At 54.4% G+C, this 26,374-nt stretch carries 37 protein-coding genes and 1 tRNA gene; 12 read left to right on the top strand and 26 right to left on the bottom strand.

The genetic code is table 11. The annotated features are described in order from the left end of the window. Positions 1 to 131: 131 nt before the first annotated feature. Positions 132 to 305, bottom strand: coding sequence for a hypothetical protein (locus tag ASE07_RS29060; RefSeq protein ID WP_156396888.1), 174 nt, complete (start codon positions 303 to 305; stop codon positions 132 to 134). A gap of 427 nt (positions 306 to 732) precedes the next feature. On the opposite strand from ASE07_RS29060, the gene ASE07_RS21675 reads away from it, so the two are divergent. Both ASE07_RS21675 and ASE07_RS21670 read left to right on the top strand, forming a co-directional pair. Then, a complete protein-coding gene (locus ASE07_RS21675; protein WP_057292909.1) occupies positions 733 to 1,050 on the top strand; it encodes a DUF3135 domain-containing protein in 318 nt (105 codons plus the stop codon). Positions 1,051 to 1,066: 16 nt separating this feature from the next. Beyond that, the gene (locus ASE07_RS21670) at positions 1,067 to 1,591 is read left to right on the top strand and encodes an MgtC/SapB family protein (protein WP_057292908.1); all 525 of its coding nucleotides are present in this window, start codon (positions 1,067 to 1,069) and stop codon (positions 1,589 to 1,591) included. 369 nt (positions 1,592 to 1,960) lie between these two features. Here the strand turns inward: ASE07_RS21670 and ASE07_RS21665 are convergent, their stop codons facing one another. After that, positions 1,961 to 2,893 (bottom strand): hypothetical protein, encoded by a 933-nt coding sequence (locus ASE07_RS21665; protein ID WP_057292907.1) that lies wholly within the window; start codon positions 2,891 to 2,893, stop codon positions 1,961 to 1,963. Positions 2,894 to 3,181: 288 nt separating this feature from the next. Between ASE07_RS21665 and ASE07_RS21660 the strand changes: the two genes are divergently transcribed. After that, complete coding sequence (locus ASE07_RS21660) at positions 3,182 to 3,760, top strand: recombinase family protein (protein ID WP_057292906.1); 579 nt, start codon at positions 3,182 to 3,184, stop codon at positions 3,758 to 3,760. Between the two features lie 1,067 nt (positions 3,761 to 4,827). After that, positions 4,828 to 6,096 (top strand): AAA family ATPase, encoded by a 1,269-nt coding sequence (locus ASE07_RS21655; RefSeq protein WP_057292905.1) that lies wholly within the window; start codon positions 4,828 to 4,830, stop codon positions 6,094 to 6,096. A 187-nt stretch (positions 6,097 to 6,283) separates the two neighbouring features. On the opposite strand, the gene ASE07_RS21650 is transcribed toward ASE07_RS21655, so the two are convergent. Together ASE07_RS21650 and ASE07_RS21645 are read right to left on the bottom strand one after the other, a co-directional pair. Continuing rightward, a complete protein-coding gene (locus tag ASE07_RS21650) occupies positions 6,284 to 7,591 on the bottom strand; it encodes a DUF6538 domain-containing protein (protein WP_082584375.1) in 1,308 nt (435 codons plus the stop codon). 100 nt (positions 7,592 to 7,691) lie between these two features. Further along, a tRNA-Arg gene (locus tag ASE07_RS21645) sits at positions 7,692 to 7,766 on the bottom strand. 108 nt (positions 7,767 to 7,874) lie between these two features. Here ASE07_RS21645 and ASE07_RS21640 point away from each other — a divergent pair. The 5 genes from ASE07_RS21640 (at position 7,875) to ASE07_RS21620 (ending at position 11,806) form a co-directional block, all read left to right on the top strand. Continuing rightward, on the top strand, positions 7,875 to 8,897 hold the full coding sequence (locus ASE07_RS21640) for a site-specific integrase (protein WP_057292903.1): 1,023 nt from the start codon (positions 7,875 to 7,877) through the stop codon (positions 8,895 to 8,897). Position 8,898: 1 nt separating this feature from the next. Next, complete coding sequence (locus ASE07_RS21635) at positions 8,899 to 9,693, top strand: hypothetical protein (RefSeq protein WP_156396886.1); 795 nt, start codon at positions 8,899 to 8,901, stop codon at positions 9,691 to 9,693. A gap of 208 nt (positions 9,694 to 9,901) precedes the next feature. Beyond that, positions 9,902 to 10,621 (top strand): DUF433 domain-containing protein, encoded by a 720-nt coding sequence (locus ASE07_RS21630; protein ID WP_057292901.1) that lies wholly within the window; start codon positions 9,902 to 9,904, stop codon positions 10,619 to 10,621. Then, the gene (locus ASE07_RS21625) at positions 10,609 to 11,061 is read left to right on the top strand and encodes a hypothetical protein (RefSeq protein ID WP_162256931.1); all 453 of its coding nucleotides are present in this window, start codon (positions 10,609 to 10,611) and stop codon (positions 11,059 to 11,061) included. The genes ASE07_RS21630 and ASE07_RS21625 overlap by 13 nt, the downstream gene beginning before the upstream one ends. 271 nt (positions 11,062 to 11,332) lie before the next feature. Next, complete coding sequence (locus ASE07_RS21620) at positions 11,333 to 11,806, top strand: hypothetical protein (RefSeq protein WP_156396884.1); 474 nt, start codon at positions 11,333 to 11,335, stop codon at positions 11,804 to 11,806. A 19-nt stretch (positions 11,807 to 11,825) separates the two neighbouring features. Here ASE07_RS21620 and ASE07_RS21615 read toward each other — a convergent pair whose 3' ends face one another. The 22 genes from ASE07_RS21615 to ASE07_RS21505 form a co-directional block, all read right to left on the bottom strand. Next, entirely contained in the window at positions 11,826 to 12,503 is a 678-nt protein-coding gene (locus tag ASE07_RS21615; protein ID WP_057292898.1) for a hypothetical protein, read from the bottom strand. Positions 12,504 to 12,681: 178 nt separating this feature from the next. Next, positions 12,682 to 13,110, bottom strand: coding sequence for a Lar family restriction alleviation protein (locus tag ASE07_RS21605; protein ID WP_057292896.1), 429 nt, complete (start codon positions 13,108 to 13,110; stop codon positions 12,682 to 12,684). Then, complete coding sequence (locus tag ASE07_RS21600) at positions 13,103 to 13,405, bottom strand: hypothetical protein (RefSeq protein ID WP_057292895.1); 303 nt, start codon at positions 13,403 to 13,405, stop codon at positions 13,103 to 13,105. The genes ASE07_RS21605 and ASE07_RS21600 overlap by 8 nt, the downstream gene beginning before the upstream one ends. Continuing rightward, the gene (locus ASE07_RS21595; protein ID WP_057292894.1) at positions 13,398 to 14,018 is read right to left on the bottom strand and encodes a hypothetical protein; all 621 of its coding nucleotides are present in this window, start codon (positions 14,016 to 14,018) and stop codon (positions 13,398 to 13,400) included. The genes ASE07_RS21600 and ASE07_RS21595 overlap by 8 nt, the downstream gene beginning before the upstream one ends. Next, complete coding sequence (locus ASE07_RS21590; protein ID WP_057292893.1) at positions 14,011 to 14,721, bottom strand: hypothetical protein; 711 nt, start codon at positions 14,719 to 14,721, stop codon at positions 14,011 to 14,013. The genes ASE07_RS21595 and ASE07_RS21590 overlap by 8 nt, the downstream gene beginning before the upstream one ends. Next, entirely contained in the window at positions 14,718 to 15,161 is a 444-nt protein-coding gene (locus tag ASE07_RS21585; protein WP_057292892.1) for a hypothetical protein, read from the bottom strand. Before ASE07_RS21585 ends, ASE07_RS21590 begins: the two co-directional genes overlap by 4 nt. Further along, positions 15,158 to 15,424, bottom strand: coding sequence for a hypothetical protein (locus ASE07_RS21580; RefSeq protein ID WP_057292891.1), 267 nt, complete (start codon positions 15,422 to 15,424; stop codon positions 15,158 to 15,160). The genes ASE07_RS21585 and ASE07_RS21580 overlap by 4 nt, the downstream gene beginning before the upstream one ends. Next, positions 15,421 to 17,058 carry a DNA cytosine methyltransferase gene (locus ASE07_RS21575; protein ID WP_082584373.1) on the bottom strand — a complete coding sequence of 546 codons (1,638 nt, stop codon included), beginning with the start codon at positions 17,056 to 17,058 and terminating at the stop codon, positions 15,421 to 15,423. Before ASE07_RS21575 ends, ASE07_RS21580 begins: the two co-directional genes overlap by 4 nt. Next, positions 17,055 to 17,273 carry a helix-turn-helix transcriptional regulator gene (locus tag ASE07_RS21570; RefSeq protein ID WP_057292890.1) on the bottom strand — a complete coding sequence of 73 codons (219 nt, stop codon included), beginning with the start codon at positions 17,271 to 17,273 and terminating at the stop codon, positions 17,055 to 17,057. The genes ASE07_RS21575 and ASE07_RS21570 overlap by 4 nt, the downstream gene beginning before the upstream one ends. Then, a complete protein-coding gene (locus tag ASE07_RS21565) occupies positions 17,270 to 17,473 on the bottom strand; it encodes a hypothetical protein (protein ID WP_057292889.1) in 204 nt (67 codons plus the stop codon). The genes ASE07_RS21570 and ASE07_RS21565 overlap by 4 nt, the downstream gene beginning before the upstream one ends. A gap of 8 nt (positions 17,474 to 17,481) precedes the next feature. Continuing rightward, on the bottom strand, positions 17,482 to 17,670 hold the full coding sequence (locus ASE07_RS21560; protein WP_057292888.1) for a hypothetical protein: 189 nt from the start codon (positions 17,668 to 17,670) through the stop codon (positions 17,482 to 17,484). Next, a complete protein-coding gene (locus ASE07_RS21555) occupies positions 17,667 to 18,149 on the bottom strand; it encodes a hypothetical protein (protein ID WP_057292887.1) in 483 nt (160 codons plus the stop codon). Before ASE07_RS21555 ends, ASE07_RS21560 begins: the two co-directional genes overlap by 4 nt. Positions 18,150 to 18,151: 2 nt before the next feature. Beyond that, on the bottom strand, positions 18,152 to 18,412 hold the full coding sequence (locus ASE07_RS21550; protein ID WP_057292886.1) for a hypothetical protein: 261 nt from the start codon (positions 18,410 to 18,412) through the stop codon (positions 18,152 to 18,154). After that, positions 18,409 to 18,600, bottom strand: a complete 192-nt coding sequence (locus ASE07_RS21545; protein WP_057292885.1) for a hypothetical protein — start codon at positions 18,598 to 18,600, stop codon at positions 18,409 to 18,411. The genes ASE07_RS21550 and ASE07_RS21545 overlap by 4 nt, the downstream gene beginning before the upstream one ends. Positions 18,601 to 18,880: 280 nt before the next feature. Next, positions 18,881 to 19,270, bottom strand: a complete 390-nt coding sequence (locus tag ASE07_RS21535) for a hypothetical protein (RefSeq protein WP_057292883.1) — start codon at positions 19,268 to 19,270, stop codon at positions 18,881 to 18,883. A 42-nt stretch (positions 19,271 to 19,312) separates the two neighbouring features. Next, positions 19,313 to 19,531: a hypothetical protein gene (locus tag ASE07_RS21530; RefSeq protein WP_156396882.1), complete on the bottom strand. Its 219-nt coding sequence runs from the start codon at positions 19,529 to 19,531 to the stop codon at positions 19,313 to 19,315. Positions 19,532 to 19,609: 78 nt separating this feature from the next. Further along, a complete protein-coding gene (locus tag ASE07_RS21525) occupies positions 19,610 to 20,440 on the bottom strand; it encodes a DUF2303 family protein (RefSeq protein ID WP_057292881.1) in 831 nt (276 codons plus the stop codon). Then, positions 20,437 to 20,784 carry a hypothetical protein gene (locus ASE07_RS21520; protein WP_057292880.1) on the bottom strand — a complete coding sequence of 116 codons (348 nt, stop codon included), beginning with the start codon at positions 20,782 to 20,784 and terminating at the stop codon, positions 20,437 to 20,439. The genes ASE07_RS21525 and ASE07_RS21520 overlap by 4 nt, the downstream gene beginning before the upstream one ends. Before the next feature lie 22 nt (positions 20,785 to 20,806). Beyond that, positions 20,807 to 20,998: a hypothetical protein gene (locus ASE07_RS21515; RefSeq protein WP_057292879.1), complete on the bottom strand. Its 192-nt coding sequence runs from the start codon at positions 20,996 to 20,998 to the stop codon at positions 20,807 to 20,809. Between the two features lies 1 nt (position 20,999). Then, entirely contained in the window at positions 21,000 to 21,293 is a 294-nt protein-coding gene (locus tag ASE07_RS21510; RefSeq protein ID WP_057292878.1) for a hypothetical protein, read from the bottom strand. Then, positions 21,290 to 21,424 (bottom strand): hypothetical protein, encoded by a 135-nt coding sequence (locus ASE07_RS30440; RefSeq protein WP_268793454.1) that lies wholly within the window; start codon positions 21,422 to 21,424, stop codon positions 21,290 to 21,292. Before ASE07_RS30440 ends, ASE07_RS21510 begins: the two co-directional genes overlap by 4 nt. A gap of 546 nt (positions 21,425 to 21,970) precedes the next feature. Further along, positions 21,971 to 22,786 carry a S24 family peptidase gene (locus ASE07_RS21505; RefSeq protein WP_082584372.1) on the bottom strand — a complete coding sequence of 272 codons (816 nt, stop codon included), beginning with the start codon at positions 22,784 to 22,786 and terminating at the stop codon, positions 21,971 to 21,973. Between ASE07_RS21505 and ASE07_RS30905 the strand changes: the two genes are divergently transcribed. The 3 genes from ASE07_RS30905 to ASE07_RS21490 all read left to right on the top strand — a co-directional run bounded on the left by ASE07_RS30905 (position 22,752) and on the right by ASE07_RS21490 (position 26,238). Beyond that, positions 22,752 to 22,988: a helix-turn-helix domain-containing protein gene (locus ASE07_RS30905; protein ID WP_057292876.1), complete on the top strand. Its 237-nt coding sequence runs from the start codon at positions 22,752 to 22,754 to the stop codon at positions 22,986 to 22,988. The genes ASE07_RS21505 and ASE07_RS30905 overlap by 35 nt on opposite strands. Before the next feature lie 215 nt (positions 22,989 to 23,203). Continuing rightward, entirely contained in the window at positions 23,204 to 23,647 is a 444-nt protein-coding gene (locus ASE07_RS21495; RefSeq protein ID WP_057292875.1) for a YmfL family putative regulatory protein, read from the top strand. A gap of 8 nt (positions 23,648 to 23,655) precedes the next feature. Beyond that, on the top strand, positions 23,656 to 26,238 hold the full coding sequence (locus ASE07_RS21490) for a PriCT-2 domain-containing protein (protein ID WP_082584370.1): 2,583 nt from the start codon (positions 23,656 to 23,658) through the stop codon (positions 26,236 to 26,238). Positions 26,239 to 26,374 lie beyond the last annotated feature (136 nt).

Here is a 26,374-nt window from a genome sequence, read left to right as displayed (position 1 = left end):
TTAAGCAGTGCGCTAATTCCGTTAAGAATCATGACGTTAAATAAGCAATGCGACACTTATCCACAACGATAGTCACAATAGCTGTGGGCAAGTGACTATCGTTGATTTCACACCTCTGGCGTGAGGGTCAGTCAGGGAGCATTCCGTGGAATGATCAGCTTTCCGATCAAGTTGAGGCGCATGGTCACATCTGACACATTGGCGGTGCCATTTTCATCGTCGCGATCCGTTACCGGATCTTGCCCAGGCAGCTTGGTATCTTCCGGGTCGGGGGTAATGTGTTCATCGTTATTCAGTCTGGACATCGTGCACTCTGCTGGTAAGGGAAATGCTGTAAAGCTTACCTACCTACCAGGCAACGACGTTGAGATTGCTCATTCGTGTCCAAGGCTATAAAAACTGGGTATGGAAATAATGCGTAGAGTCAATGAAATGTTGAGTCAGGGATGTTTCAATGCGCGAAGACTGCGCGGAGGATCAACATGATTACTGCTGTTATTTCTTTGTTGGCGATGCTAGGCGCTGGTGCCGTGGCAGCCACCTGCATCGACAGGTTACTGCGACTCGAAGATATAGATGAGCGGCAATAACCAGACTGGCATTATTACCCTTGGCTTAGAGTTTGCGGTGTAACAGTGACACTCGGGGAGGGCATTGACTCGTCACAAAGGCTTTTGCCATTAAACGGTTATACCTGTCATATCGACAACTTCGACATTGACTGGAGCCGCAATGAACGTCGCCATGCCCGACTTCGATACCTTGGTCGCATTACATCGGCAAGACCCGGAAGCCTTGGAAATATTTCGGCGGCATCTGCTGCGTGAAGCAGTCGATACCGCGCCCGCCGAGCATCGTCCCTCCCTCGAAAAACTGCTCGACCGGATCGAGATCGCTCGCAGCAGCGCCAAAGACCCCACCGAAGCGGCAGTCATCGCATTCCGGATGATGCAGGATTCCATGAGCCGGCTTAACGAATCCTGGGACAAGGCTATGTACGAAGTTGCAGGCTTGCAAACTACGTTGCTGCTCGACCGCATGCGTCACTGATCGCTGAGGCATTTCTATGCATGAAGTGTGGGTGACAGTGCAGCAGGAGTTTTCTGATCTGCCGGATCTGACCCAGTTCACCCGTGTATGCGTCCGTCTCCTCGTCGCCATTTTGCTTGGTGCGGTATTGGGCTACGAGCGCGAATATCGTGGCACCGGCGCCGGCCTTCGCACCCATATGCTGGTCGCGCTTGGCGCTGCACTTTTTGTCCTGGTGCCGTTGCAGGCTGGTATGGAGATGGATGATCTCAGCCGCGTGCTGCAGGGATTGATCTCGGGCATCGGCTTTCTAGGCGCAGGCGCCATTATCAAACTGTCCCGCGACCGGGAAATCCGTGGACTGACGACCGCGGCAACCATTTGGGTTACGGCCGCAATTGGCGTTGCTGCGGGCATGGGGCGCGAAGCAACCGCTTTCCTGAGCACTTTGCTTACCTTATGTATCCTTGGTCTGTCGCATAGGAACACGGATGTCAAAAAAATTCCGGAGTCGGGCAGCGACGAACCTGGTGCAATGTCAGAACGTACAACTGACAAATGATGAAATGAGCGGGAAAATCGGGTTGGAAAAGCTAAAAACGAGAGGGGAATGCAAGCAGCAGGATGCAGGGAGCGTTTCGGCAACCATTCGTAGATACCGCAGATTGGTCCCGCCGACAGGGTTTGGTCCCTGCTTTGCCTGATGCAGGTTATTGATTACAAAGGCATTTTTTGAGTGTGGAAGGGCAGTGTATCACACCGTGTAACACAGGAAGCAAGCCTAAGTCATCCAAAAAAGAAATGGACGCTTCTGTCTCAAGTGCAACAAGAACAACTTTTCGTTCCCCTTTAGCCCTTTTTTGGAAAGCTCCTAAAACGGAAGGTAGGGGGGGTACTTTGGGTGGCTGCGATGAAATGTCTAGCTGTACCCCTATTCACTGCCAACTGCTGGATGGTCTGTCCAATCGCATACGCCACAACTTGTGTAATAGGCACCATCAGGCGGTATATCAATGTCGAAATGAGTCCTGACATTTCGCGACTTGCAAACAGGGCATTGCTCCGTTTTATCAGTATGGCTTCGCTCAAGAATCTGTACAAAGTGCCCGATGGTCGTTCGACAGGAATGCATGGCAATGGAGGATGCCGTCCTGTTTGCGCTCCTAGTGTGGGTGAGCCAGTTCGTTAGCTGCCACGCTTCCTTGGCAATGTTCTTAAGATGCTGGCGCAACTCCTTGTTACTTCCGCCACCACAGAGCGCATTCATTAAGACATCCGTCCAACCAATGAAATTAGCATCTTGTGGCCTTTCGACTTCGGGTGGTAGCTCCGTTCGTCGTCGTAGGGCAGCAACCAGCGAAATAAGACTTTCGCGAAGCAGCATTCCTACTGTCTGGAAATCCTCAGCTTCCACAGCACTGTCATGCCTGTTCTCGGCCTGATCCATCCTTCTAAACACCTCATCAAATGGGGATGGGGTATCCGCGTCGACCGCAGCAGACCGGCTTCTCACCCGCATCATAAGCCCGATGTGGAACGACAAGGTGTAGTCGAGGCTGGGGAAATGTTTTTGCGAATATAGATTGGTTGGCGAAGTTATAACCCACCAACGATCGACATCAGTAGTTACGTCCCATATTTCGTACGTCGCTCCCAAGACTACTTCGCTTTTTATCCTTTCAACATGCTGAACAACTTCATCCCTTGCTTGACCTTCGACGTAACGTGCAATGTCCATCTCTGAATGAGGGTCTCGTTCTACGCTATAGCGATGCAGTTCTTCAGCCGGAACAGGATGGGTATGGACGATGCAGTCATCCTGCCCTGGCCCTTTTGTTTCGTTGTTCTCCGAATGGCTTTTCATTTGACTGCTAACCGTATTTAGATCGATTTGCAGATTCTACCGGTACTGTAGCGAGGGTATCGGTGACCCCCAATCAATCTGCACGGTATCGGGCAAGAAGTATGTATGAATAGTGCAGTACGTTGCACGGTATCGGGCAACCCAGTGCACAGCGCGACACTGCCACAAAACCTCCGTTTGCTACCACCCCCAAAACCTTTACTGTTGTGTGTTAACAAAATAGGGGTATCTATTTCTAACAGTCAATGTAATACTCACACCCATTACTACCAGTTTTAGGCAAACACCATGGCAGTCTTCGGGTACGGTCGCGTCAGCACCAAAGAACAGACCACAGAGAATCAGCGTCTAGAAATTGAAGGGTCTGGCTACAAGGTCGAGTATTGGTTTGCCGACGAGGGCATCAGTGGCAAGACCCATGCTACGCAGCGTCCACAGTTCATGGCCATGCTCGGCAAAATCAGGGACGGGGAAACGCTGGTAGTTACGAAGCTCGATAGGCTTGGTCGGGATGCTGAAGATATCCTACGCACTGTCCGTACACTCGCTGACCGGAAGATCGAAGTAGTCGTCCTGCAGCTTGGCAAGCTCGACCTAGCGTCATCTGCTGGCAAACTGATGCTGACCATGCTGGCAGCAGTGGCCACTATGGAGCGCGATCTGCTGGTCGAGCGGACGCAATCGGGACTGGCTAGAGCCAAGGCGGATGGAAAGACCCTTGGTAGACCCTCCAAAACGACCCCAGAGCAGCGTGAAGATATCAGAGCAAGGCATGCAGTCGGGGAAACAGTCAGCGCGTTAGCGAGGCTGTATGAAATCTCAAGAGCTAGTGTCTTGAATATAGTGACTGATGAGGTGCAGGCGTAACCACCGTATGCTGTATCTGCAATACAACAATTCCCATCGGCTAAAAACTTGCATCCGACATAACTTTTAGGCAAAATATCACTGGATGTATTTACAGTACATCTAGCTCTGCCGTATCTGGGAAAAGGCAGTTTGGAAGCTGACCATTGCGACCGAAGGGCACGGGGTAACTTCGACTTAGGGAGAAAGGCCGGTACATATCGGCAACATGTCGAGGCGAACGTGCGCAGCACCCTTTCATTCGATCTTTAGGTTTGAAAGGAAATGCAAATGCATCAATATACGTGGACTGCCAGTAGTGGTCAGGTTTTGGGTTTCCAACGATGTGACTACCATGGCGATTGGAACCCTGTCGCAGGGGTCTACCTGTTCTGCCGTGAGGGCTTTAACTCACCGCCTGTAATCCTATACGCAGGCAAAACCGAGAACTTCAAGAGCAGGTTTGCAGATCATCATAAATGGCCTGCGGCATATAGGGCCGGTGCTACGACTGTATTGGCTTCAGTTGTCGAGAATGGGTGGCTTCGAGACTTGTACGAACGGGAATTGATAGCTCGGTTCTCGCCACCGTTGAATGAGATGTTAACCAGCCCTGCTGCAATCGCATCAACACTCGGCATCATTGGACAGGCACGTGCCGCTTCAGAAGCTCTACCTTCCTCTTGGCCGATACGTGGCTTGCTATACGGTCAATAACATCTTCTGATATCGCAGTTCGACCCGTTGACCACGACGGGTCCTTTTGTTTTGATGCAACGCCCACCAGATATATGTGAGGCGACGAGTGTCAAGATCATACAGCGTAGCTCCATATCAATACGAAGCAGCATGTTTGGCCATAAGTCATTGATAAAAAAGGCAATTTTTTATTTAGGCGTAGGGTTTTTCTTGCATTGTGGCAGTATTGCGAGCATAATCCACGTCGCCCCCTTAGTGCTTCTACGCCAAGGTTCGCGCCAGCATGGGTTGCGCCTGCTGTCATTACCGGTTTTCATTAGAAACGCCGGTTTCTCAAGCCTCATCAGATGTTCACCCAACCATTGCTGGAGCCGGTATGAGCTTGTTTCATGAACATGGTTTTAATCATGACAAGCAAAAACACGCTCGTAGCAATCGACGTATCTAACGTCATTACCCACAAGCCATCATCGTCGGCTTTCTCTGTCGCATCTTCCCCGAAGCGCAGGCGCATCAAGACCGTCACGCCTGATGCATATCGAACTTTTCAAGAACAGCGCAACAATCGCAAGCAGCAACCCGATCCAGAGCATTCCGAGGCAGGTTTTTCGGTCTACACTTTCGGCGACCTCTGCAATATGGATTTTCGCCAGCCGCCATGGCTGCTCACTCGCCTCATGCGCGTCAACGAAGTGGCGATGGTCTACGCCGGTACTGGTGTAGGCAAGACGTGGCTGACGCTTTCTTTGGCTATGGTTGCCGCTGGTGGTGGCCGGTTACTGGACTGGTCGAACGACACCCCCCGTAGGGTACTGTACCTGGATGGCGAAATGGACTCATCCGAGATGTCAATTCGCATGAAGCAGTTGGTCAAAGGACTGGACTGCGACCCCGAGGCACTGAAGAAGAACTTCGTGCTTTGCCCTCGCCAAATGCAGAAGACCATCACTGGCAATTTCATCGAGATTGAAACTGAAGGGAGCCAGCTGGGGATTCTCAAGTATGCACAGGAAGAAAAATTCGATGTCATCGTGATTGACAACCTGACGACGTTATCAGGGCAACTGGATGAGAACGCATCCAAGGACATGAAGCTGTTCAACACCTTTTTGCTTCGTGCAAAGCAGCTTGGTATCGCGATCTTGGTCGTTCACCATCAAGGCAAAGGAAAAGACAGCGGCCCACGCGGATCAACTGCGATGACGGCGACACTCAACCTTATTTTGAAACTGGAACCGTCCACACAGGAACGCGCTGCAGGGGACAAAGATGCAAAGTTCACCGTAGTCTTCGAGAAAAACCGTGGCAATGTTGATAGTCGGCCTCTGCCAGTGTGTGTTACTGCAATTCCCAAAGACGAGTTCACATCCAAGGAACAGCAGCAGACTGAGGAGATTGATGACCTCACCCTAATGGTTGACCCCGATGCGGATAGCAATGCGGAACGGGCCAAGAGGTTGCTCCAGTCAGGCAAGTACAAAACCCAGAAGGAACTGGCAGATGCATTCGGGGTGAAGCAACCAGCGATTAGCAAGATTCTTCAGAACGCAGTGGCGCAGGGTGTACTCGACCGCGATTACGTCGAGAAGTGCTTCAGTCGTGCTCGGAATGCATCTGAACCCCTGATTACGGTTGATGACGACGAACCCGACTTCTAATGGGATGATGCCTTAGGAGACAGCGGGTAATGTAACGGTGTGTGGTATGCGCTATTCTGAAACACAGACCCGCAGCCTCCTTGAGGCGAACCAAGGGGAGCGTTAGCGACCCGCGATGAATGATGTTTTTCTATATTCCATATTCTTGTTCTTTATACGGGGGAATATAGGAATACGTTGTCTCTGTTTAGATGCGTACCGCAATCTTCGACAGCCATTCGTACATGGTCTTGAGTGTGTGCCCCTTCCCATACTTTTCCGCTATGTTACCGTTGGCGTGGCCCTGAATTGCATCGCGGATGTCGCTAGGGCAACCTACTTCCCGAAGTCGATCCTTCATTGCGTGTCTGAATGAGTGGCTGGTAACCCCCCATTTTTCTATCCGCTTGTTCACTGCAGCAGAGGCCGCATCATTTCCTCTTGGACGGGCGTATTGGTCAAACAGTCCTTGTCCAGTCCGGGGCAGGGCTACAGCAGCCTTGAGTGCGTCAAGGGCAATACCTACTACAGGAACTTGTCGTTCGCTGTCAGCCGTCTTCAGTGATCGCCATGGGTTTTCACGGAAATAAACATGAGGAGTGTCATGATCTAGGAAAACATCGTGGATACTCAATCCAGAGATTTCACCGATCCTTGTACCTAGTTCTATTTGCATCAACGTCATTAAGGCAGTTGCAGACGACGTGTCACTCCGTAACGCTTCAACGATTTCCTTCAACTTCGCTGCGTCAGGTACAACGACCTTCTTCGCATCTTTCCCTTCCCCTGGAATGCGCAAAGACTCAAAAGGGTGCGTCCGCTGAATTTCTAACTCTCTTATTGCTGACTTGACTACAGCGGAGAGGGCATTAAGGGTCCGACGTACGGTCGTGGTCTTCTTGCCTTCCGCAATCAAGTGGTCAATTATCTGCCGCCCGTGCGTGCGTCCTAGGTCTTGAAATTCAATATCGCCGACAAGCCCCACCAGTGCATTCCAGTCCCGCGCTACTTTCTGGGCGAACCCTTGTTCAATACCCCTTTGATGTGTCTTGAGATAAAGGTGCAAGGCATCCGTCAACCGGAATGATTGTGGATTGGACAGAATCTTCCATGCTTCGACTTGGTAGGGTGCAAGGTATTCAGACGGGCTGGCCACATCGTATAGATCGTCATCCCCTTTGGCGAACCCTTCTCGCGCAGGCATGATGACTTGATCAATAAAATGCTCTAGGTCATACGTTTCTGCAAGCGCACGGGCCGCTGCCGTTATCTCGACGGGTGTTAGCTTCTTGCCGTCAGTGAGGGCATTAAATTCCGCTTGCTGCCGTTGGGCATATTTCTCCACCTCCCTGACCGCCGTAGTGTAGTCCGTTGTACGTAGACTCTTCCGGATGGAATCTTTACCGTAGTGATGGACGAGGTGTTGGGGTACGCGCATGTAGAAGTAATACATGTCCCCACGCCGTTGCAGGTATTGAACTGTCACTGTGATTGCTGCGCCTAACCGTATATGCATGTTTAGACCATGAGTGAGCCCATGTATCACACTCTGTATCACAGCAAATAGGGGGATTTGACGCTAAGTGACTGATATAAAAGAAAAATCAGTGCAAAATTGGTCCCGCCGACAGGAATCGAACCTGTATCTAGCGCTTAGGAGGCACTCGTTCTATCCATTGAACTACGGCGAGGGACGCTATTTTGAGGGCATTTTACACCCTGTTCTTACTCTGTGGCACTCATCCGATATAATCTTGTTTCACATCATCAGTGATACAAAGTGATACGGGGAGTGATACATGGCCAGCATTACAAAGGTCGGCTCGTCCTGGCGGGCGCTGATCCGCCGCAAAGGCCATAAGTCGCTGTGCAAGACCTTCAAGAACAAAGCGCAAGCGGAAGTCTGGGCTCGGCAGCGTGAAGCTGAGATCGACCGAGGCGAAATTGTAGCAGAGCCGGGTGTCGTACGCCTTGTCGAAGTGATACAGGCGTATCGCGACCTCCGGGATCAATCCAGGCCTATCGCTGACACGTCAAACGAGCATTACATGCTGCGGCGCCTGTCGGAAGGCCTCGGAGACAAGCGGGCGGGCTCGCTCAATCCGCAGGACCTGGTCGCCTATGCGCACATGAGGCGTGAGGAGGGTGCTGGCCCCTATACGGTCAACATGGAAGTCAGCAAGCTGGGAACCGTGATGCGGTACGCCGGCGCTGTCATGAAGATTGCGCTTCCTGACGTTGTTGGTTCGGCGCGCCCGCTTCTCAATCACCTTGGGCTGATAGGCGGTGGCGGCAAGCGTGAGCGCCGGCCGACCGAGGATGAGGTCCTGCGACTGCTCGCCCAGCTCAAGCAGCCGTACTCCGATATCGTCGCATTCGGAATTGCGACGGCAATGCGCCGTGGCGAGATCGTCAAGCTACGCTGGGACGGCATAGATGAGGTGAAAAAGTTGATCCTGGTGAAGGACCGCAAGGACCCGCGCAAGAAGCAGGGCAATGACCAGTGGGTTCCACTTCTGGGCGATGCCTGGGAAATCGTCCAGCGCCAACCTCAGGGCGACGAGCGGATTTTTCCCGTGCATGAGCAGACGCTATCGAAGTATTTTAAGGAAGCGTGTGACGCGCTCGGGATCCCAGATCTGCACTTCCACGACCTCAGGCACGAAGGGACATCACGGTTGTTTGAGCAGGGATATGAAATTCAACAGGTGTCGCTTGTGACAGGGCATAAGGACTGGCGTCATCTTCGTCGGTACACCAACCTTAAGCCGGAGGACCTGCATAAGAAAGAGGCGGTCTCCCGCGATGAGGGGGTCGCGTAACATGGGCCGCGTGCATACGGTTAATCGTGTCGATCCTGGTGAAGTGATTTGGCGCTACACGGACTTCGCAAAGTTTTATTCGCTCTTGCAGAAATCGGCACTTTATTTTTGTCCAGCTCTCCTGTTGAGGAAAAGCGAGCCTTTCGAACTGCAGGTCCCAGTAGCTCACCGTGATGAGTGGCGCGGCAATACGGTCAACCAGCTCCGCGGTGTTGGATATACCGAGGAGGCAATCGCGGAGATCATTGTCGAAGCGTCGAAGTATACGGATCACAGTCCTCAGTGGGCGTTAAATTGTTGGCATCGCAATCAGATCGAATCATTCGCGATGTGGAAAGTATTTGTCGGGCAACCGGAGGGCGTCGCTATAAAGACGACGTTTGACCGCGTGAGGCTTGCATTCAACGAAGATGGCGGCCAGCCAGTGACGGCTGGCAATGTGCACTATATCGACTACTTACGTGGGAGGTATAGCGAGCAAGTTATCGCGCAAGGCTACGAACCGATCTTTCACAAGGCACATTTTTATAGCTATGAGAGGGAATTCCGGCTGGGGATCAACCCACACTTCGAATCCTTGCCAACCGAGGACCCTGATTGGTATGAGCGACCGCGTACAAAGGAGTCGCTAAGCCAGAAAGTGGATTTAGAAACACTGATAGAAGAAGTGCGGGTTAGTCCATATGCCGCACCGTGGTTCTTCGAAATGGTTGAGCAGCTCGTGAGAAATACAATCGGTCCCAAAGTGATCGTCACTAAATCCACGGTATTCAACACCGAATTCTTAACACGCTAAGAGTGCCAGTCTGAGGGAATGCAGCCCTCGGGAACAAATTTGTCGAACTGTTACACTTACTTAAAGCGCAAATCCTTTGGTCGTTGTATCGTTGCTTCTTTGGCACCAATGCGGCGATACTGCGCGGTAGTAAAGTTCAAAAAATACGCAGTACTTGGTGTACACTCTTGCACAATTGCAACATTTAGAACCCGAGGCAACTTCAATCATGCGCACGCAGGCAACAGGACAGCTCAACAAACAACCGCCGTGGTATCGGCGGTTGGTGCTGCCTGCTTACCATGTAAAAGACGCCGCCCGGTATGCTCGGGTGTCTCCGCAGACCATCCTGAACTGGCAGAAAAAGCAAACCGACCAGCCGACGATATCGCATCGCGAGGATGGCCAGTCGCTCTCGTATTTGCAGCTAATCGAAGTTGCAGTCGTTGCCGCAATGCGGGAAGCTGGCGTTTCGCTTACTGCTATACGAAACGCAAAAGAGTACATAGCTCAGCGGCTCAAGTCGGAGTATCCGTTTGCTCAGTACGGTTTCAAGACCGATGGTAAGCAGATATTGATGAAGCTCTCCGACTTCGAAAAAAATGAGTCGCCGGACAAGTTGATCGTTGTGAGTAAGAGTGGGCAACTAGGATGGAATACCATACTGGAAGCGCGCTTGAAGGAATTTGAGTACAACAAGGGTATGGCCGTGCGTTGGAATGTGGGTGGTGCCGATTCGCCTGTCAGTATCGATCCGCAGGTCTCGTTCGGCGCGCCTTCTGTGAAGGGCATACCTACGTGGACAATCAAAGGCCGGCTTGACGCAGGCGAAAGCATCGACGATATCGCTGATGACTTTATATTGGACCCGGCTGAAGTGAGAGAGGCACTTCGGTTTGAGGGCATCGAAGTAGACAAAATAAAAAATAACACTGAGTGGAGCCACTGACACTTTACTTCGACCGGAACGTTGGACGGCGCCTCCCTGAGGCGCTACGTCTATTGCATCTTCCCGGCGTTCGAAAGAATGTAGTGCATCATCATGCGGATAAGCATTCGCTTGGCATGAAAGGCAAAAAGTCTGAGCCTCTTTTTCCGCACAACGCAAGTGATGACCAGTGGCTCGAATTCGTGGGTTCTCGCGACTGGATAGTATTCAGTCAGGACCGGAAATTTCACAAAGCCGGTTACGAAAACGAAATGTTTGCAATTAAGCAGTTCAAAGTTGGGTGCTTCTACCTCTGGGGTGCTGACGCCCAAACTCATGAAAAGGCTCAGGTGTTTTTGAAGGCTTATGACAAGATATTGCACGCTATTCAAACAACGCCAAGGCCGTTCATCTACGACGTAACGAAAAGCGGTCGTCTGGTAAAAGTGCCAATCAAGTAGATTGTTTTCTTACCCTTGGTGGGCGAGATGGAAGTCCGCGCCACTGATGAGAAGGGTGACTGCCCATTAATGAGATGGGTCCTCCTGGCCAACACAGCCATTGCTGTCCGCTCCAATATCGGAAACGTGAACCCGTCAGGTAACGAGAGTTATTACTTGGCACCGTGCCGTCATTACGTACTTCATACAGTCCAGGGTGTACGGGCGCCACGTCGTACCGAAACCATTGGGTAACTTCACTGTACCTCATGCTGCAAATTCCTTTCGCTGATTGGTTCGCACCATAGGCGCGCTGAAAGATGGGGCGTTTTTTCATGCTACGATTTCGTTCTTCAACCACATGGAGGCCTTACCAGAAATGGGCGGAGACCAAGGTAACTTCAGCGATAAGTCGGAATCCCCTGGAAACATATCGCTTGGAAATTCGGCCGGCGTATATTCCAAAGATGCATTCCAACGCATCCTTGATCGACAGCCGCCGGCAAGGGTGCGTGCTGCGCTAGAAACAAAGCAAATTCCATCCAAAAATGAGGCGCAAGCACGTGAGTGGCTGGCTGAAAAAGATGCACAACGCCGGCAAGCTGATGACGAACGCGAGGTTGAGCTGCGCGAGCGGGAGATATCGGCGGCGGAACGAGCGACGGAAGCTGCGGAACGGTCTGCTCGATGGGCAGCATTCGCTGCCACAATTTCGGTCGCAGCACTCTTAATTTCAGCCTGGCCGTACCTTCCTTTTAATAAGTAGCTCACGCCACCCTCGTAACTTAATGTTCGTGTGTCATGTTGATGCGCTTGAACTCCACTACCCATGCCCATGGGTTGGCTTCCCAGCTGCCAGGGCCGTTGATCAGTTCCCACAGCGAGCGATAGCTGTCCTGCCCGTAGGCGAAGATGCCGTCATCCTGGTGATAGTCACGGTAGACGCCCAGACTGCCCTCGATGCCCTCAGCGATCGCATCTGCCTCGCTAATATCCTGCAGCCGCTCGACGCGCACGCCGGTCACTTCCAGGAGGATGCGGCTTGCGGTGCGCGGCATATGAATGGATGGCTTCCAGACCTTCTTTACACCTAAGTGGTCTCCCAGCCGGTCGCCGTGCTGGTAGGTGGCGGCGTAGTCATATTCGATCGGCTGGCCACCGTTGTAGGCTGGATCCTGTGGGTAGATCGGGCAAAAGGTCTCGCGCACCCAGAGCCGGTCACCTGGCTGGCCATGCGGGCTGCAGATTACCTTGCCCGTGCGGGTGTGCCAGATTGCGCCTTGGTACGGAATTTTGCGACCATGCTGATCGTAGACGCCGCCACCGCCGACAGAAGTTGCCTCCCATTGGCCCAAATGATCTGGTGCCGGCGGCAGCTTCACAACCCGTCGCGTCTGCGTCTTGCTACCATCAAGGATGGCGCGCACCATCGGCGCGCTGAAAAGGATAGGGCGTTCTTTCATGCGAAAAGCTCCAACTGTGGGGCGGTGGTTGTGGTCGGTGCTTCCGTGTTGGTAGGCAGCCAGCAGACGTAGCCTTCCGGGACATTGTCCGTTTCCCATCCGCGTACATACCAGGCATCCCTGAAGCGGTACCCGAATACATCACGAGCATCAGAAGTCCAAAGGTCGATGAGCGCGCTCATACGGCAGGTCCCTCCGGCAGATCGGCCCAGTGCGTCGGCTGAGCCGGCATGCCATCGGCATAGCGCCACATATCACCGTCGAGATAGCCCGGCCAGACCGGCTCGTTTGCGTTCGGATCGAACAGCATGACCGTCGTGTCGCTGTCAGGAAGGCGGTCCGCAACTTTCGTCCAGGTGAGTGCGTTACCGCAAGGCTCACCGGTAGTCTGCTCGGTATTGGTGCGGCGATTCCATGCGGCGATGGCTTCGGCCTTGGTGCTTGTGATCATGCCGCAGCATCCATCAGTCGGACATTCGATAGTCCAGCTTCCGGGATGATCGGGGATGCCTGCTTCCTTCAAAAAGCCGCTGTGCGTATGTGGCTCATGCTCTTGCATCAGCGGGGTAGCGCCACAAAACGGGCAATTCAGTAGTGTGTCAACCATTGTCCCCCTCCAAGTCATCATCGTCGTCACCATGCATGCCTGCAATTTCCCTGTTCAGGCAAGGAATGCACAGGTAGTAACGGCCCCAGTAGCTGCCATCCACCAGCGCCTTTTCGTAGCGTGCGTAGTCACCTGGTGCGATGGTGTGGCCGTCACCACTGCCTGCGCCGAAAAAGCAGGCATGCGACTTTCGAACTTTCACTAGTTTCACCGTCCTGCAGGTGATTTCAGCTTCATCGCCAAAGAACGGATCAAAAGTCACGTATTCCTGTTCGGTGTGTTTCATGTCAGTCATTGCGACCTCCCGTGGCCTTGGCAATGGGTCGCACGTCTTTCAGCAGCCGTGCATTTGAATAGCCTTCGGTATCCACCACACGTACAAAGACGCGGTGCAGGCTGTCATTGCCGCCCAGGTCGGCCCATGCGTAATAGCCGGTGACAGTATGTTCTACCCATGCATTCTTGCTGTTCAGGTGAATTAGCACGTTGGAGCCAATCGTTGGCAGTTGATCGCCTTCCACGGGTTCCAGGTCTCCGATCCCCTCGGTAGCAGGCCGTGCTAATTCGGTGGTGTCACGGCAAACAGGGCATAGCGTGTCAATCGCACCCAGTGCCAGCGTTTCGGCAGCCGTCCCGTTCCAGCGGCAGTGGCCGCATTCACGATGCTCTGACGCATTAGCACAGCCAACCTTCACGCCTTCCAGATAAGCGTACGAAACCCTGCCGTCCACGTCATCTTTCACCAGGTCATAATCTTGCTTCAGCAGCTCATAGCGTTCCTGCGCATTTTCCAGCAGCAGGCGCGCGAAGCGGACGATGATCTTCTGGTGCCACGGGGAGTGTGCTGTCAGCACAGTGCAAGGCGTGTTGGCCTTGTCGAACAATTGCATGATTTCCTGTTCAGTCACGCTGACCTCCTGCACTCTGGGCGATATGGTCGGCGCAAACCTTGTCCATATAAGCTTCCAGCACGCCATCAAGGCATCGCATTACTTCGGCTTTGTCGCTGTCAGCGCGACCGGTTAGGGATACGGAAACAGCACGCCAGCGGCGTTCGAATTCGCCCTGATTCGGTGCAGCCATCGATGCGCGCTTTTGCCATGCGGCGTGGGCAGCGTTTTGAACAACCAGTGTGTGTAACGGTTCGGATGCCTGCTTTGCACTCCACCATGCCTCAAACAATGTGTGTTCTTTGTACTTGTCGTACTGTGTCGGCGGTTGTACTGCTTGCGATGCGGAGAGAATTTCCCGCACCATGCACGTTGCGTTATCGCCGGTCTGATCTTCGATAAAGCCACGGATAGCTTCGTCTACGGCTGGCAAGTCGCAAATGCGCTGCGCCTCGACCCACGGCACCGGCTCTTTGCCGGAGCCATTGCAAACATCGCACTTCTCCGAATGCGATTCCGGTCCGCTTACGGGATCGGTCCACGTATCCAGCGTGAAACCACCATTTCCGCCGCAGTTATCGCACTCTACTGGCTGTGCAGGTACGGCAGGCAGCGCGGCAGAGAGAGCTTCGTTTGCCATAAAGATTGCGGTGCCGATGCTATCTTTATTGGCATCAAGCTGTGCAATTTGGCGAAGTGCCCACTTCAGTTGATCGTTCATGTCGCTTCTCCCTTCATGGCTGTATCAATGGCAGCGCGCAGCGTGCGGTTCTTGGCAGCGTCTTTGATGATGGCCATGCATTGATCCGGTGTTAAGTTCTCCATGGCATCCAAGCGTTCGGCGTCCTGTAATGCGGCTTGAAGTTTGGGATGCAGTTCAATCACGTCTGCATTAGGATCAACGATCTCGTTCTTGTCATACAGGATCACGTAGCACATGCCGCCGATTACGCGGCCCGGATAGCCTGGTGACTTGTCCAGCGTTGCAGACACCATTTCATAAAACCTGCGCAAATGCTCTGGATCATCCTGATCGAACCACATCTGAATGTCCGGCTCGTCTTCTTTTGCGGGGTAGTGACCGCGACTGATGGTGTCCAAAATGCCCATCAACTCGCCTGCGGCGTCGATGTCCTTTTCATCGGCCTTTGCCATTTTCATTTCTGCACTCCTCCAACTTTGGCCACGATTTGATCGAAAAGGCCCATCACGCGATCCCACTTGGCACCCAGTTCAGAGTCCTGCGCATGCACGATTGCGCTCACTTCTTCGCGGCTGAAAGCGCTGGTGTCTTTGAGCCTGGCGTCGATTCGGCGTCGGACTGTTTTCTCGACGTCGGTTTGTGGTGCCGGCAGCTTCTCGGCCCATTGCAGCAGCAACGCTAAAGGGGCCGACTGCACCTCGGCGACTGTTGGGTAAATCATGCTGCCCTCGCAAGTTGGTGTTCATGTGTCATGTTTGCCTGTACCAATGCTGCTGCCATTGGCGGGCAAACGCTGTTGCCGATCATCCGGACCTGTGCCGTCTTGGTGAGCGGCTTGCCGTTGACGACGGGGTTCAGGATGTATGTGTCCGGAAAGCCTTGCGCACGTGCCAGCTCGCGAGGCGACAACATGCGCATGCCGATGTCGACGATTGCATAGTCCTCGCCGTGGATGGTCACCAGGCCGAGACGGTCCTTTGTGGGCACCGTGTGCATCGGATCGCGCAAATCCTGCCACTGGCCGCCCTCGCTGTAATACTTGACGAGGAAGGCGCGGACCTCGCCGACATGGCCGCCGCCGGCAGTCAGCGTCGGCATCGGCTCGCGTGCATCCTGGCCGAACTGGTTGTTGCGAAGCTTCACCAGGTTGCTGGTCACCAGTGAATGGTGGTCGACACTGGTGACGGTGCCGGCCGGGACATCGATGCCGGTACCGACCACGCCGGTGTAGTGCTTCGCAAGGAATGCCGACACCAGCGCATGGTGGCCTCCCTTGACCTGCGCGCAGATCGTGCGCAGCGGCTCGTCCGCCGACCAGCTGCGCGGCGATGAGGCATTCGCATGCTCGGTGATGACCGGCGCGATCATCGGCACCACAACGGCGCGGTGGTTCTCGGTCGTCAGGGTTCCGAACGGCTTGTCGACAGCGGCGGGCTTGCCGCTGTAGGCCGGGCCGCCGGCGCCGACGATGAACGGATCCGCGCTGTTGACGACAAACTTCATGACGCCCTTGGCGATCCGCCGCAGCGTGGCGTCCTTCAGCGGCTTCTTGCGCTTGAAGATCGACGGGCAGGGCAGGGACCAGTCGATGCATTCCGCCGCGGTGCGCCACGGCTGCAGCTTGCCCTTCCTGACGGCGTCGCTCTTCGGGTCGCCGTGCGTCGGCGCCGGCCAGACGATCGGGCGGCCATCGCGGCGGGCGACCAGGAACAGGCGCTTGCGGATCGTCGGCGTGCCGTAGTCGCAGGCACGCAGCACCTTCCATTCCACCTGGTAGCCAAGCCCCTGGTGCAGGCGCTCGATCGGGAAGTCATGACCGAGGACTGTGTAAATTTCCTCAAGGTCCGGATGGTCCTTGGGGATGCCGGTCGTCAATGCAGCAATGAATGCCTTGAACGTGCGTCCCTTTTCGGCCTTAACCGGCTTGTTGTCGGTGCCGACCGGGCCCCAGCCCTGAAACTCTTCGACATTTTCCAGCATGATGACGCGGGGCATCTGGAAAGTTGCCCATTTCAGTGTCACCCATGCCAAGCCGCGAATCTTCTTGTCGACGGGCGTGCAGCCTTTTGCCTTGCTGAAGTGCTTGCAGTCCGGACTGAACCAGGCAAGACCGATCGGCAGCTGGCGGGTAACGAATCCCGGGTGCACGTTGAACACGTCTTCCGTGTAGTGCGCGGTGGTCGGATGGTTTGCCGCATGCATGGCGAGGGCTTCGCCGTCGTGGTTGATGGCAACGTCCACCTCTCTGCCAAGCCCCATGGCGATCCCTGTAGAAGCCCCACCGCCGCCAGCAAAGTTGTCGATCGCAAGCTCGTGTCCGAGCTGTAACTGCATCGTGAAGACATCTCGCTTCATGCTGCAAGCTCCCTGCATTCGTCAATGTGCTTGGCGACGTCACGGTAGTCGGCCCAGCGCTTACCACCGTCGACATAGGTCTTCACCGGGCACGTGCCGGCACTGATCTGGTTATACAGTGCACCTTTGGTGACGCCGAGGATCTCTGCGACTTGTTCCAGCTTCAGGCGGATGCCATATTTTTCGACAATGAATGCTTGTGTGACTAAGCTCATTTTGTAACCTCGTCTGGCCTTGGCAACACCGACAGCGGGAGCCAATGCGTGTAATTCTTCGGATACTGGGCGACTGTCTTGGCCGACACGATCACGTAATCCTTGAACGTGTCGCTCCAGGCGAAGACCGTCACGCCGTCGACGTCAGCGCGGGGGTACTGGTCGCTTGTTCGGATTGGATTGATGTGATCGGTTGCCATGGCCGTTCCTATTTCCGTCCGCGATACTGGCGGGCGACCTTCTTGGACTTCGAGCGGGACCACGGCTTTCCGGTCTTCTGGACGGGCTTGGCCACATCGGAAGCTTCGGGTTGAGTTTCGCGCTTGGCTGCCTTGGCGCCGGGGATAGCTGTCAGCGCAAGGCCTACAGCTGCTGCAAAGAATCGGCGGATGCTCATGCTGTCACCTCCAGGCGTTCAAATTCGACGGCTGTCTGGGTAACCTGCACCAGCTCCTTGGCGTAGTCCTTTGGGAAGGTATGCAACTCAGCAACGAGAGCCGGCATGCATGCGCGAATGGCCTTTGTGTCGTCGCTGAAAATTGGCATGTCCACTTCCATCTTCTTCGCCAACAGTCGTAGCGGCTCCAGTGGCAAAGCCTTGCCGGTACGTCCTTCGTGCAGTTCGAACATTTCGATCAGACCGCGCAGCGCCGGAGCAGCGGCATACCACTCGTTGTCGCCGGTTGGCTGGAAAACCGGCATTCCTGCCTGCGTTCCTTTGGCGACCACTGTTAATGTGCCGTGTGTCTCCAGCTCGTCGAGGATGGCCTCAAGCGGGCGGAATACCGCATGTGTTTGCCAGGGCAACGTGCGCAAGGAGCGGTTGCCTGTGGTCTTTATCCGGCGCTTGTGCCGGGGCTTGGATGAGCTGGGCATGGTTACTTCCGATATGAGTAGAACAGCAGCATTCCGGTCCATGTGGCGTTCGCGATGACGACCGCGATGCCACACCAGAAACTGAACATTTGTCCAAGGGTGGGGTAGTAGTACAGATTCCACACACCCCACGCGAAAAAGAACATCACGCTCACGATGCTGATGCCTCGGACCAGCTTGTCCCGGTACAGGACACGGGCATGGTTCAGGATCATCAGGCTGGCGAACGCTTCAAACAGTCCGTTGATGGTGTCTGCAGTCATGCCGCGACAGCGTGTAGTTCATTGACCGGCACCTGCCAGGGGGAACCGTTCTGGGTGCCCTTGACCTGGATGACTGCGATCGACTGGCCGTTGCCGATGTGTGGCTTGATCTCTGCGACGGTGCCGTGTTGGGGGCCGTGCTCGCTGTCGAATGTGACGCGGGTGCCGGTGGTGATGTTTTGCTTCATGGTGAGCTCCTACAGGGTGTTGTGTTTGGTGTCGGTACGTTTGCCGCCCGCCGACTCCGGGAATGTGATCGTCTCTCTGACCAACACGCATGCCGGCTGCCCCGGGCTGTTCAGTTCCTTCGCAACTTGTTCAAGGCTGCTGAAGCAGTCGGCATGCGTGTTGGCGCCGTCTCTCCGGCTGTCACGTCTGTTCTGTGCTGCTTCAGCAATCGGCTGGCACATGGCTAAGTCCAACACATGGACACACCGCGACGTTCTCCCTCTCGCGCTGGGTATTCGATTACTTTTGATGGGTACCTTCAACGCCGCGGCGCATGCGCTCCAGCGTGCGCTGCTGAAGCCAATGCTGGGCTTCCTCGATGTGGGTCAGGGCGCATGCATTGGCCTTGCATGCGTATGGGCCAGCTTGAAAGCTACGCAGGCGATCCGCAACGATGGCCAGAAGTACTTCATGTGTCAGGCCGTTGACACCAGCTTCCGGGATGGGGCCGTTTTGAAAAAGGATCATCGTGGACTTCAGTTCCACTCCGCCCGTAGAAGGATTGCTAAGGCTGTTGAAGCCACGGACCAGATATGCGTGGTGGGCTCCGCCTGCGCCTGGCTCGTCGATAACTTGAATTTCGAGCTGGTCGTTTGCCGGGTTGACTTTGTGATCATCAATAATGCGCATTGTGTATCTCTCTATGTATGAATTTGATGCCGGTTTCACCGGCTACTTCATCCGCGCCTTTAACATGGCGTCGGCGTACTGGTAGCACTCGCGTGCGGTAAACAATTTGTCGGGGCCAATGTCCCAGTCAGCGCCGTTTGAGGCCAACATTCCCTGCAGCGCTGCCATCGCGAAGCGGTCACGCAAGGTCGCGTACATTGCTTCTGCTTCTGGCTCCGGTGGGTCGTTTCGACGCTTCGGGAAGTTGAGTGGATCTGCCATTTGAACCCCGATAATCTGTGCCGGCTTCACCGGCTTGGCCAATCTGTAGCGCTTGGCTTGCTCTCCAGCACGTGAAACTTAAGGCTTGCCGATCAGGACCTTGACGCCGGTTTCCTTTGCCTTTTCGACATAGGCAGTAAATGCGTCTTCGATGACGTTCTCCGGACGGTCCAGTTCGTACCAGAACTTCACCTTGCCGCCACCCAAGCGATATTTCAGGCGGGCGCGGATCTTGTAGCCGTCGCCGTTCTTGAACAGCCTGCAGCCGATCGCGAACTCGCGTGGAATCTCGATACTGCCGGCGCCGGCCCGGGCGTCGATGTTCTCGGTGTAAGTGATTTGCACCTGGCCGTTGTCGAGTCGGCGGCTGGTATTGAAGTTGACCTCAGTCTTTGCCTGCAGCGTCAGTGCGATCGCAAGCAGCGATTCGCCGGAAGGTTCGACGACGTCAGCGATGTTGTCCTCGAGGAAAACAGCGAACTCCTCCTGCTCCTTTGGCTGCTTGTTGTTCTTCAACCAGGTGTTGAATTCACGGCTCAGCTCAGCGGTGTAGACAGCACGGAAATCGCGCCAGCCAGCGTCAGTGCTGCGGTCGCCATATTCATGGTCATTGAATACAGCGGTGAGGGTGCGTGCTTCCGGATCCGCGTAGATATATGAACCCTCGGTGCGGCGCTGGTCCTTTACGAATTCATTGAAACTCTCAATGCTGGACAGGGCGACTGTGCCGCGCTTGCGGTAGGGAGCCGGGTGCGCTTTCTCAATTGCCGAGGTGATTTCAACGTGCGTAAATCCCTGTGGCACAAGGATGAACGAGGCGTCGCCTGCTTCCTGGATGGCGGTTGCAGCAACCATCAGGGCGCCGGCCTTTCCCAATGCAGTTTCGTCGAGGTGGGTGTGCTGATTCACTTGCTTGCTTCCTTCAGGTTGGATGGCTTGGACGATGCTGCTTCGCGCAGCTCCAGGCTTTGTTGACGGGGATGGTTGCGCGACAGATCGTTGTCGTCGGTCAGCCAGAAGAAGTCCTCGCCTCGCTCTGGCTTCGGAAGATCCACGGAGATCAGGTCCGAGACCGTGACCTTGTCAACATCGCCGCCGCGACTGGCCGGTTTAATCTTGATCTTCAGCGTGATGCCGCCGGCCTTACCGGTTTCCTTCACCTTCGAGATCAATTCTTCGAGTTGGCCGGATAGTTCAGAATGAGCGCGACCGTCGCGCAGATCCTGAAGGAACACGGCAAATGCTTTGCTCACGGGTTCTCCCTTCTTGTTTAAGTTAATCGTGGTCGTTGGCCTGCAGCTTTTTCACATCAGTCCGCGCGCGGCGCTGCATATGCCGACGAGCGATGTTTTCGAGAATGAGACGGAAGGAGGTCTGCTTGAGCATGTCGTCGAGCGGTGTGCTGACGAATAGGGTGCGGTGAGCAATCTCCAGTGCGGCGCGGTCAGGTTGGATGCGCGCCGTCATGTCAGGCCTCGAGTTCGACGTCGAGCAAGCCCTGCACGGACTCGTCGGACAGGAAATTCCAGTTCACCTCTTGCAGCACGCTTGTTTTCCTGCGGTCTTTGGATGCGGCAGCGCAGATCGCCTGGACAGCAGGCAGCAGACGCTCGCGGATGCAGGTCGGGCACTGGCATTCGCCGCTCGTTGCGGCACCTCTGAATGGGATGCGCTGCGACAGTCCGCGGGCCTTGATGTAGTCATGGCCACGGGCGCCATTAAACGGATCGGGAGCGCTGCTGCGGATGCGGACGGTGCTCATTGCTGCACCATGACAGTCACACCGCAAACACCGTACTTGTCGTAGGCGTCATCCATGAGCGCATCGCGGCTACCGATGGCAGTGTAGGAAAATGGTTTTCCGTCTTTGTTGATTGTGACCAGGTAGCTCATCTGCTCTCCATCGTGTTGCCGCAACGAACTGTTGCGCGATGGAAGGAAGTATAAGCAAGCTTATACGGTCACGTCAATAAGTTTGCTTATATTTAAAGATAAGCGCTAATTTATCTGATGCCGAAAATAAGAAAACCTGCCATTGGCAGGTTTCTCGTTTGAAAAGGGAGGTGTTTAACCGTGATTCCACCAAGCGCCGAGCCGGGCACCGACATAACAAATCATCCCTGCAACAACCATGACCGTTCCCACCCCTTGGCCGCCTGCTACAACAACAGCAATTCCTGTCGCAAGTGTTAAGCCGCCAAGAAGCTGCAGCGCTTTGTATCGCTTTGCCGTTAGCTGGGTTGTAATAATCGTCTGCTCGTCCGCGCTATGTACGTTGGCAGCTGACGTAAGAGGGTAAGCGCAACTTGGGCAGGCTACTGCTGCGCTGGATACCTCTTTGTTGCACTCGGGGCACGAAATAAGAGCCATATGATCGCTTAGAATGGTTGCAAACAAGCAATTAGACCGTAAACGCGCTCATTGAACAAATTCCTATTATTAATATGGCTGTATCAAGGCCGATCCTCTTGGCACAATTGCCGCCACTCTGTGAATACAGATAATGTCTTGTAACTGTAGTGTTATTGGGGGCACAGAGTCGTTAATAGAGCCAAAGGAAATTTCTCCATCGCGTACCCAAAGTAGCTCCTTGACCATTGCCTTGTCGTTTCTTAGCTTTACAACGACGTCATCGCCTGGCTGTGCTTCGACACCAGGCTCAGCAACAATGTACTCCCCGCTCTTTATCCTTGGACGCATGCTGTCGCCTCGCACTCGAATAGCATATGCATCGGGATCTGGGCTATAAGTATAGATTCTTCCATCGCCTTGTCCGGACGGATAATCGTCAATGCTGATATACCCGTCGGGGCCTCCTTGGCCAATACCTACAATCGCCACATATCTCCCTGGGCGCAGTTCCAAATTTGGGCCGGCGTTAAAATGCGCATACGGTGAATCTTCAGTTAACTTATCACTACGGTTCTCAGCTCGCCGCTCTTCCCCTGTGTATGTATCAGCCCGCTTGGGGCCTTTCCCGCTTTCTAACCAGAGCGCATTAACGCCGAGCGCTGCTGCCATAGATGCAGTGCTTGATGCAGCTTGTGACTCGCCAGTCTCAAGCTGTGAGATGGCGGACTGAGAGACGCCGGCTTTAGTCGCAAGTTGCTTTTGTGACAAGCCCGCCTCAGTTCTCGCTTCGCGAATTCGTTTCCCAATAGACATATCAGAATTCTTATACATAGCGCTATAAGATTCCTTATTGACTTCAGGAATAAGTATGCTTATATTGTTGCCTATGGACATTGCACTCATCTTAGCTAAGCTCCTCGAAAAAGGGCTTACTCAAACCGAAATTGCGAATGAGATCGGCTGCACCCAGCCGTCTATTAGCGCAATGGCGGCTGGCAAATTTGGTAAATCGCGGCCTTCATATGCAGTCGTTGAGGGCTTGAAGCGATTAGCGATGGAACGGGGGATTTCAACTCTCGTTGAGTCCAAAACAACGTCTGAATAAGTCTGAAGGGCGGCGCCGAGTAATGCTTAGCCGCCTCTTTTTTCGTCTGTACTTAGGAAATTGAGAAAACTCAATTCGAGGTACGGCAATGAAACGATTTGACTTGACGCAGTAGCGATAGAAAGTTTGCAAAGCTGGCTCCCTTAATGTTGTGTTTGAAGCCAGTTTAGTTGTCAAAAATAAATTTAAAAACCACCGAAGTCCAGGAGAGGCCCGTGGAACTGAAAGATGCCTACAAAAAGATGTGCACCTCAATGCAGGGCGGTTGGGGCGCAATGGCGGGTGCTCTCGGAATGACCGTTTCCGCACTGGAGAACCATGTGTACGAGAAAAAAGGTCAGAGCATGTCGGTGCACATGGCGCGCCAGATGCAGGACTTTTCAGATACCACTCTGTTCGCTGAAGCAGTTGCAGCGGACGCTGGCGGCACCTTTGTCAAGCTGCCATGCGTCGAACATATCGACAATGACTTGCTGATGGCGAAATTCAACGAACTGCATGCCGAGCTTGGACTGCTGCACGCCACATTTAACAAATCCATCGGCGATAACGAAATCGATGCGAACGAACGTGCCGATCTCACTTTGCACGGTGGACAGGTCCACCGAAAGGTAGCGGAGCTGCTTGCGCTGAGCTTCAAGATCTATTGCAAGGGCTGAGCGCGGGAATGGTTCCACTCACCCTTGATACTGCCAGCAGGGCACTGTCCTTTATCTCTCCGGATGACCGCGATACATGGGTACGGATGGGTATGGCACTCAAAGCAGAATTTGGCGATGCCGCTCGTGAGACCTGGATCAACTGGAGCGCTGGTTCGGACAACTTCAGTCCAGGCGCCGCAGCTGCGTCGTGGAAGTCGTTCAAGAACGGCGGCAAGATAGGCATTGGCAGTCTGCTGAAAGAGGCTATCGACGAAGGCTTCGTGCTTGACCAGGCTGACATCGTAGTCTCACCCGAAAGGCTTGCAGCTGATAAGAAGGCTCGCGAGGAGCGCGCAGCGAAAGCCGAGAAGGACCGGCTGGACCGTGCAGCAGCGGCAGCAAAGCGGGCGCAAAGCCAATGGCGTATGGCAGCCGACGAAGGCGTGTCGCCGTACCTTGAACGTAAACAGGTCAATCCGGAGAGTTGCCGATTCCTTCCTGATGGCGCCATCATCGTGCCGATGATGCGGTACGACGTTGAGCCAGCAGCGATGGTCGGCAAGCAGGCAATTGCAGCGGACGGCACGAAGAAATACAGTGGTGGCATGGACAAGCACGGTGCGGCATGCCGGCTTGGCAATTTGCCGAATGATGGCGACCTGCTATTGATCGGCGAAGGGTACGCGACCGGTCTGTCGGTTCGAATGGCGGTTAGCTATCAACATCCGTTCTATGTGGCGTTTGATACGTCCGGCCTGCTCGCTGTTGCGCAGATTTTGCGTTCTAAGTTTCCCTCCAGTCCGATCCTGTTCTGTGCTGACGACGATTACCTGACCGGTGGTAAGGGTGTGCAGAAGGCTCAGGCCGCTGCCACTGCTGTTGGAAATGCATCGGTGCTGCTGCCGGTCTTTACAGCAGCAAGGCGGCAAAGCAAATCGGATGAATCGCTGCCCATGCTGACCGACTTCAATGACTTGCATGTTGCGGAATCTATCGCGGTGGTTGCTGAGCAAATGGCAACTGCAATCGCTGCCCTTACTGCCCTCGACGCGGCTCCTCCCGCTCCCGCCTTGACGCTGGCGCATTCGAACGATGCCGTTCCTCGCACTCCTTCAGCAGATGATACGGACTTGCCAGTGATGGAGGTCAAGCCAGGCACCATCGAGTCGTTGCTGCAGCATTTTTCACTGATTTACGGAAAAACCGATGTTTGGGATGCATTGAATCAGCAAGTGATCAAGAAAGCCGCCTTTCAGGCTTGTTTCGGTGCCAAGTTGGCAAAGCAATGGCTGGAGCATCCCGAGCGCAAGACGAAAGATCAGCGCGATTTACCGTTGCTCAAGGGTGGGCGCGCACTTGACGGAGGGGGGCGGGGAGCGGACCCGCTTAAGGAAATGCTGGACCGGTATGTTCTGCTGTATGGAACCGAAACGGTATGGGACCGCGTCCTGCGCGATGTTGTCGGTCTGTCGGCAATGAGAGCGGCGTATCCGGATCTGGCGGTGCGGTGGCTGGAAAGTCCGCATCGGGAAATGCGCGACGCGAAGAACCTGGTGTTTGACCCGACTTTGCAGGCTTCACCAGAAACGCATATCAATATGTTTGCGGGATTTCCCTTGATACCGGTGAATGATGAGGCACTGGTTGAGCCGGTGCTGGAGCTGCTCGCCTCGTTATGTTCGTCAGAAAGCAATGCCGATGAAGTGTTCCAGTGGCTGCTGCGCTGGCTGGCATTCCCGCTCCAGAATCCGGGAGCCAAGATGCAGACAGCGATCCTAATGTTCGGTGAAAAGCAGGGAACCGGTAAAAGTCTTTTCTTTGAAGGTGTCATGGGCCCCATTTATGGAGACTATGGTACGACCGCAGGCCAGCACCAGTTGGAATCGAGCTTTACGGACTGGAAGTCGCGTCGCCTTTTTGTCCTTTTCGAGGAGGTCTTATCGCGTAATGACCGGTACAACCACCTCGGCACATTGAAGCACATGGTCACCGGCCGCACTCAGCGGATCAACCCGAAGAATCTGCCGGAGCGGGTAGAAGCAAACCACCTCAATGCGGTGTTTCTGTCCAACGAGCCGCAGCCAATCCCAATCGATCTGGAGGACAGGCGCTTCCTGGTGGTCGGGGCGAAGAACAAGCTGGAAAAAGCTTTCTACGACAGGTTCAAACGTCTGCTCAAGGAAGGTGCATCGGCCGCATTCTACGAGTTCCTGCTGCGCTATCCCATTGGTGACTTCAATGAGCATACGCTGCCGCCGCGCACTGATTCCAAGGATGGAATTATCCGTTTCGGTTTGCCGGGCTGGCATGTGTTCCATGAGCGCTGGAAGGGCGAGGAGCTGGATATTCCTTACTGCAGTTGCATCTCTGAAGACCTACACGAGTATTTCCTGAGATGGTGCGAGCGTACCCGTGAAACCAAGTTGTCGTTGACCAAGTTTTCAGAGTTGATGGGCGGGCGTGAGTTGAAGGCACGTAAGCGGGTCAAGGTGTCGGCAGCCGGCAAGCTGTCCATGAGGACAGTGTTTTTAATCGAGGACAAGGATCATCCGGACGACTCGCTGGACAAACAGTGCCAGCGTTTTCGAGATTTGATGGTGCCGAAATGAGGACATTTATCCAATTTTGTGCAGGGTGTACAGGGTGTTCAACGTCCGCCTGTACTGCGCAAAGCCTTGCCAGCATTGATTCCGTGCAGGGTGTGCAGGGTGTGCAGGGTTGCGTACGTGCACGCGGGAGAAAGAT

Origin of the sequence: Noviherbaspirillum sp. Root189 (genome assembly GCF_001428545.1) — a bacterium.
In the GTDB taxonomy this organism is placed as follows: domain Bacteria; phylum Pseudomonadota; class Gammaproteobacteria; order Burkholderiales; family Burkholderiaceae_D; genus Noviherbaspirillum.
The sequence above is the reverse complement of the archived record's forward strand: the minus strand, read 5'-3'. Positions and strand labels throughout refer to the sequence as shown.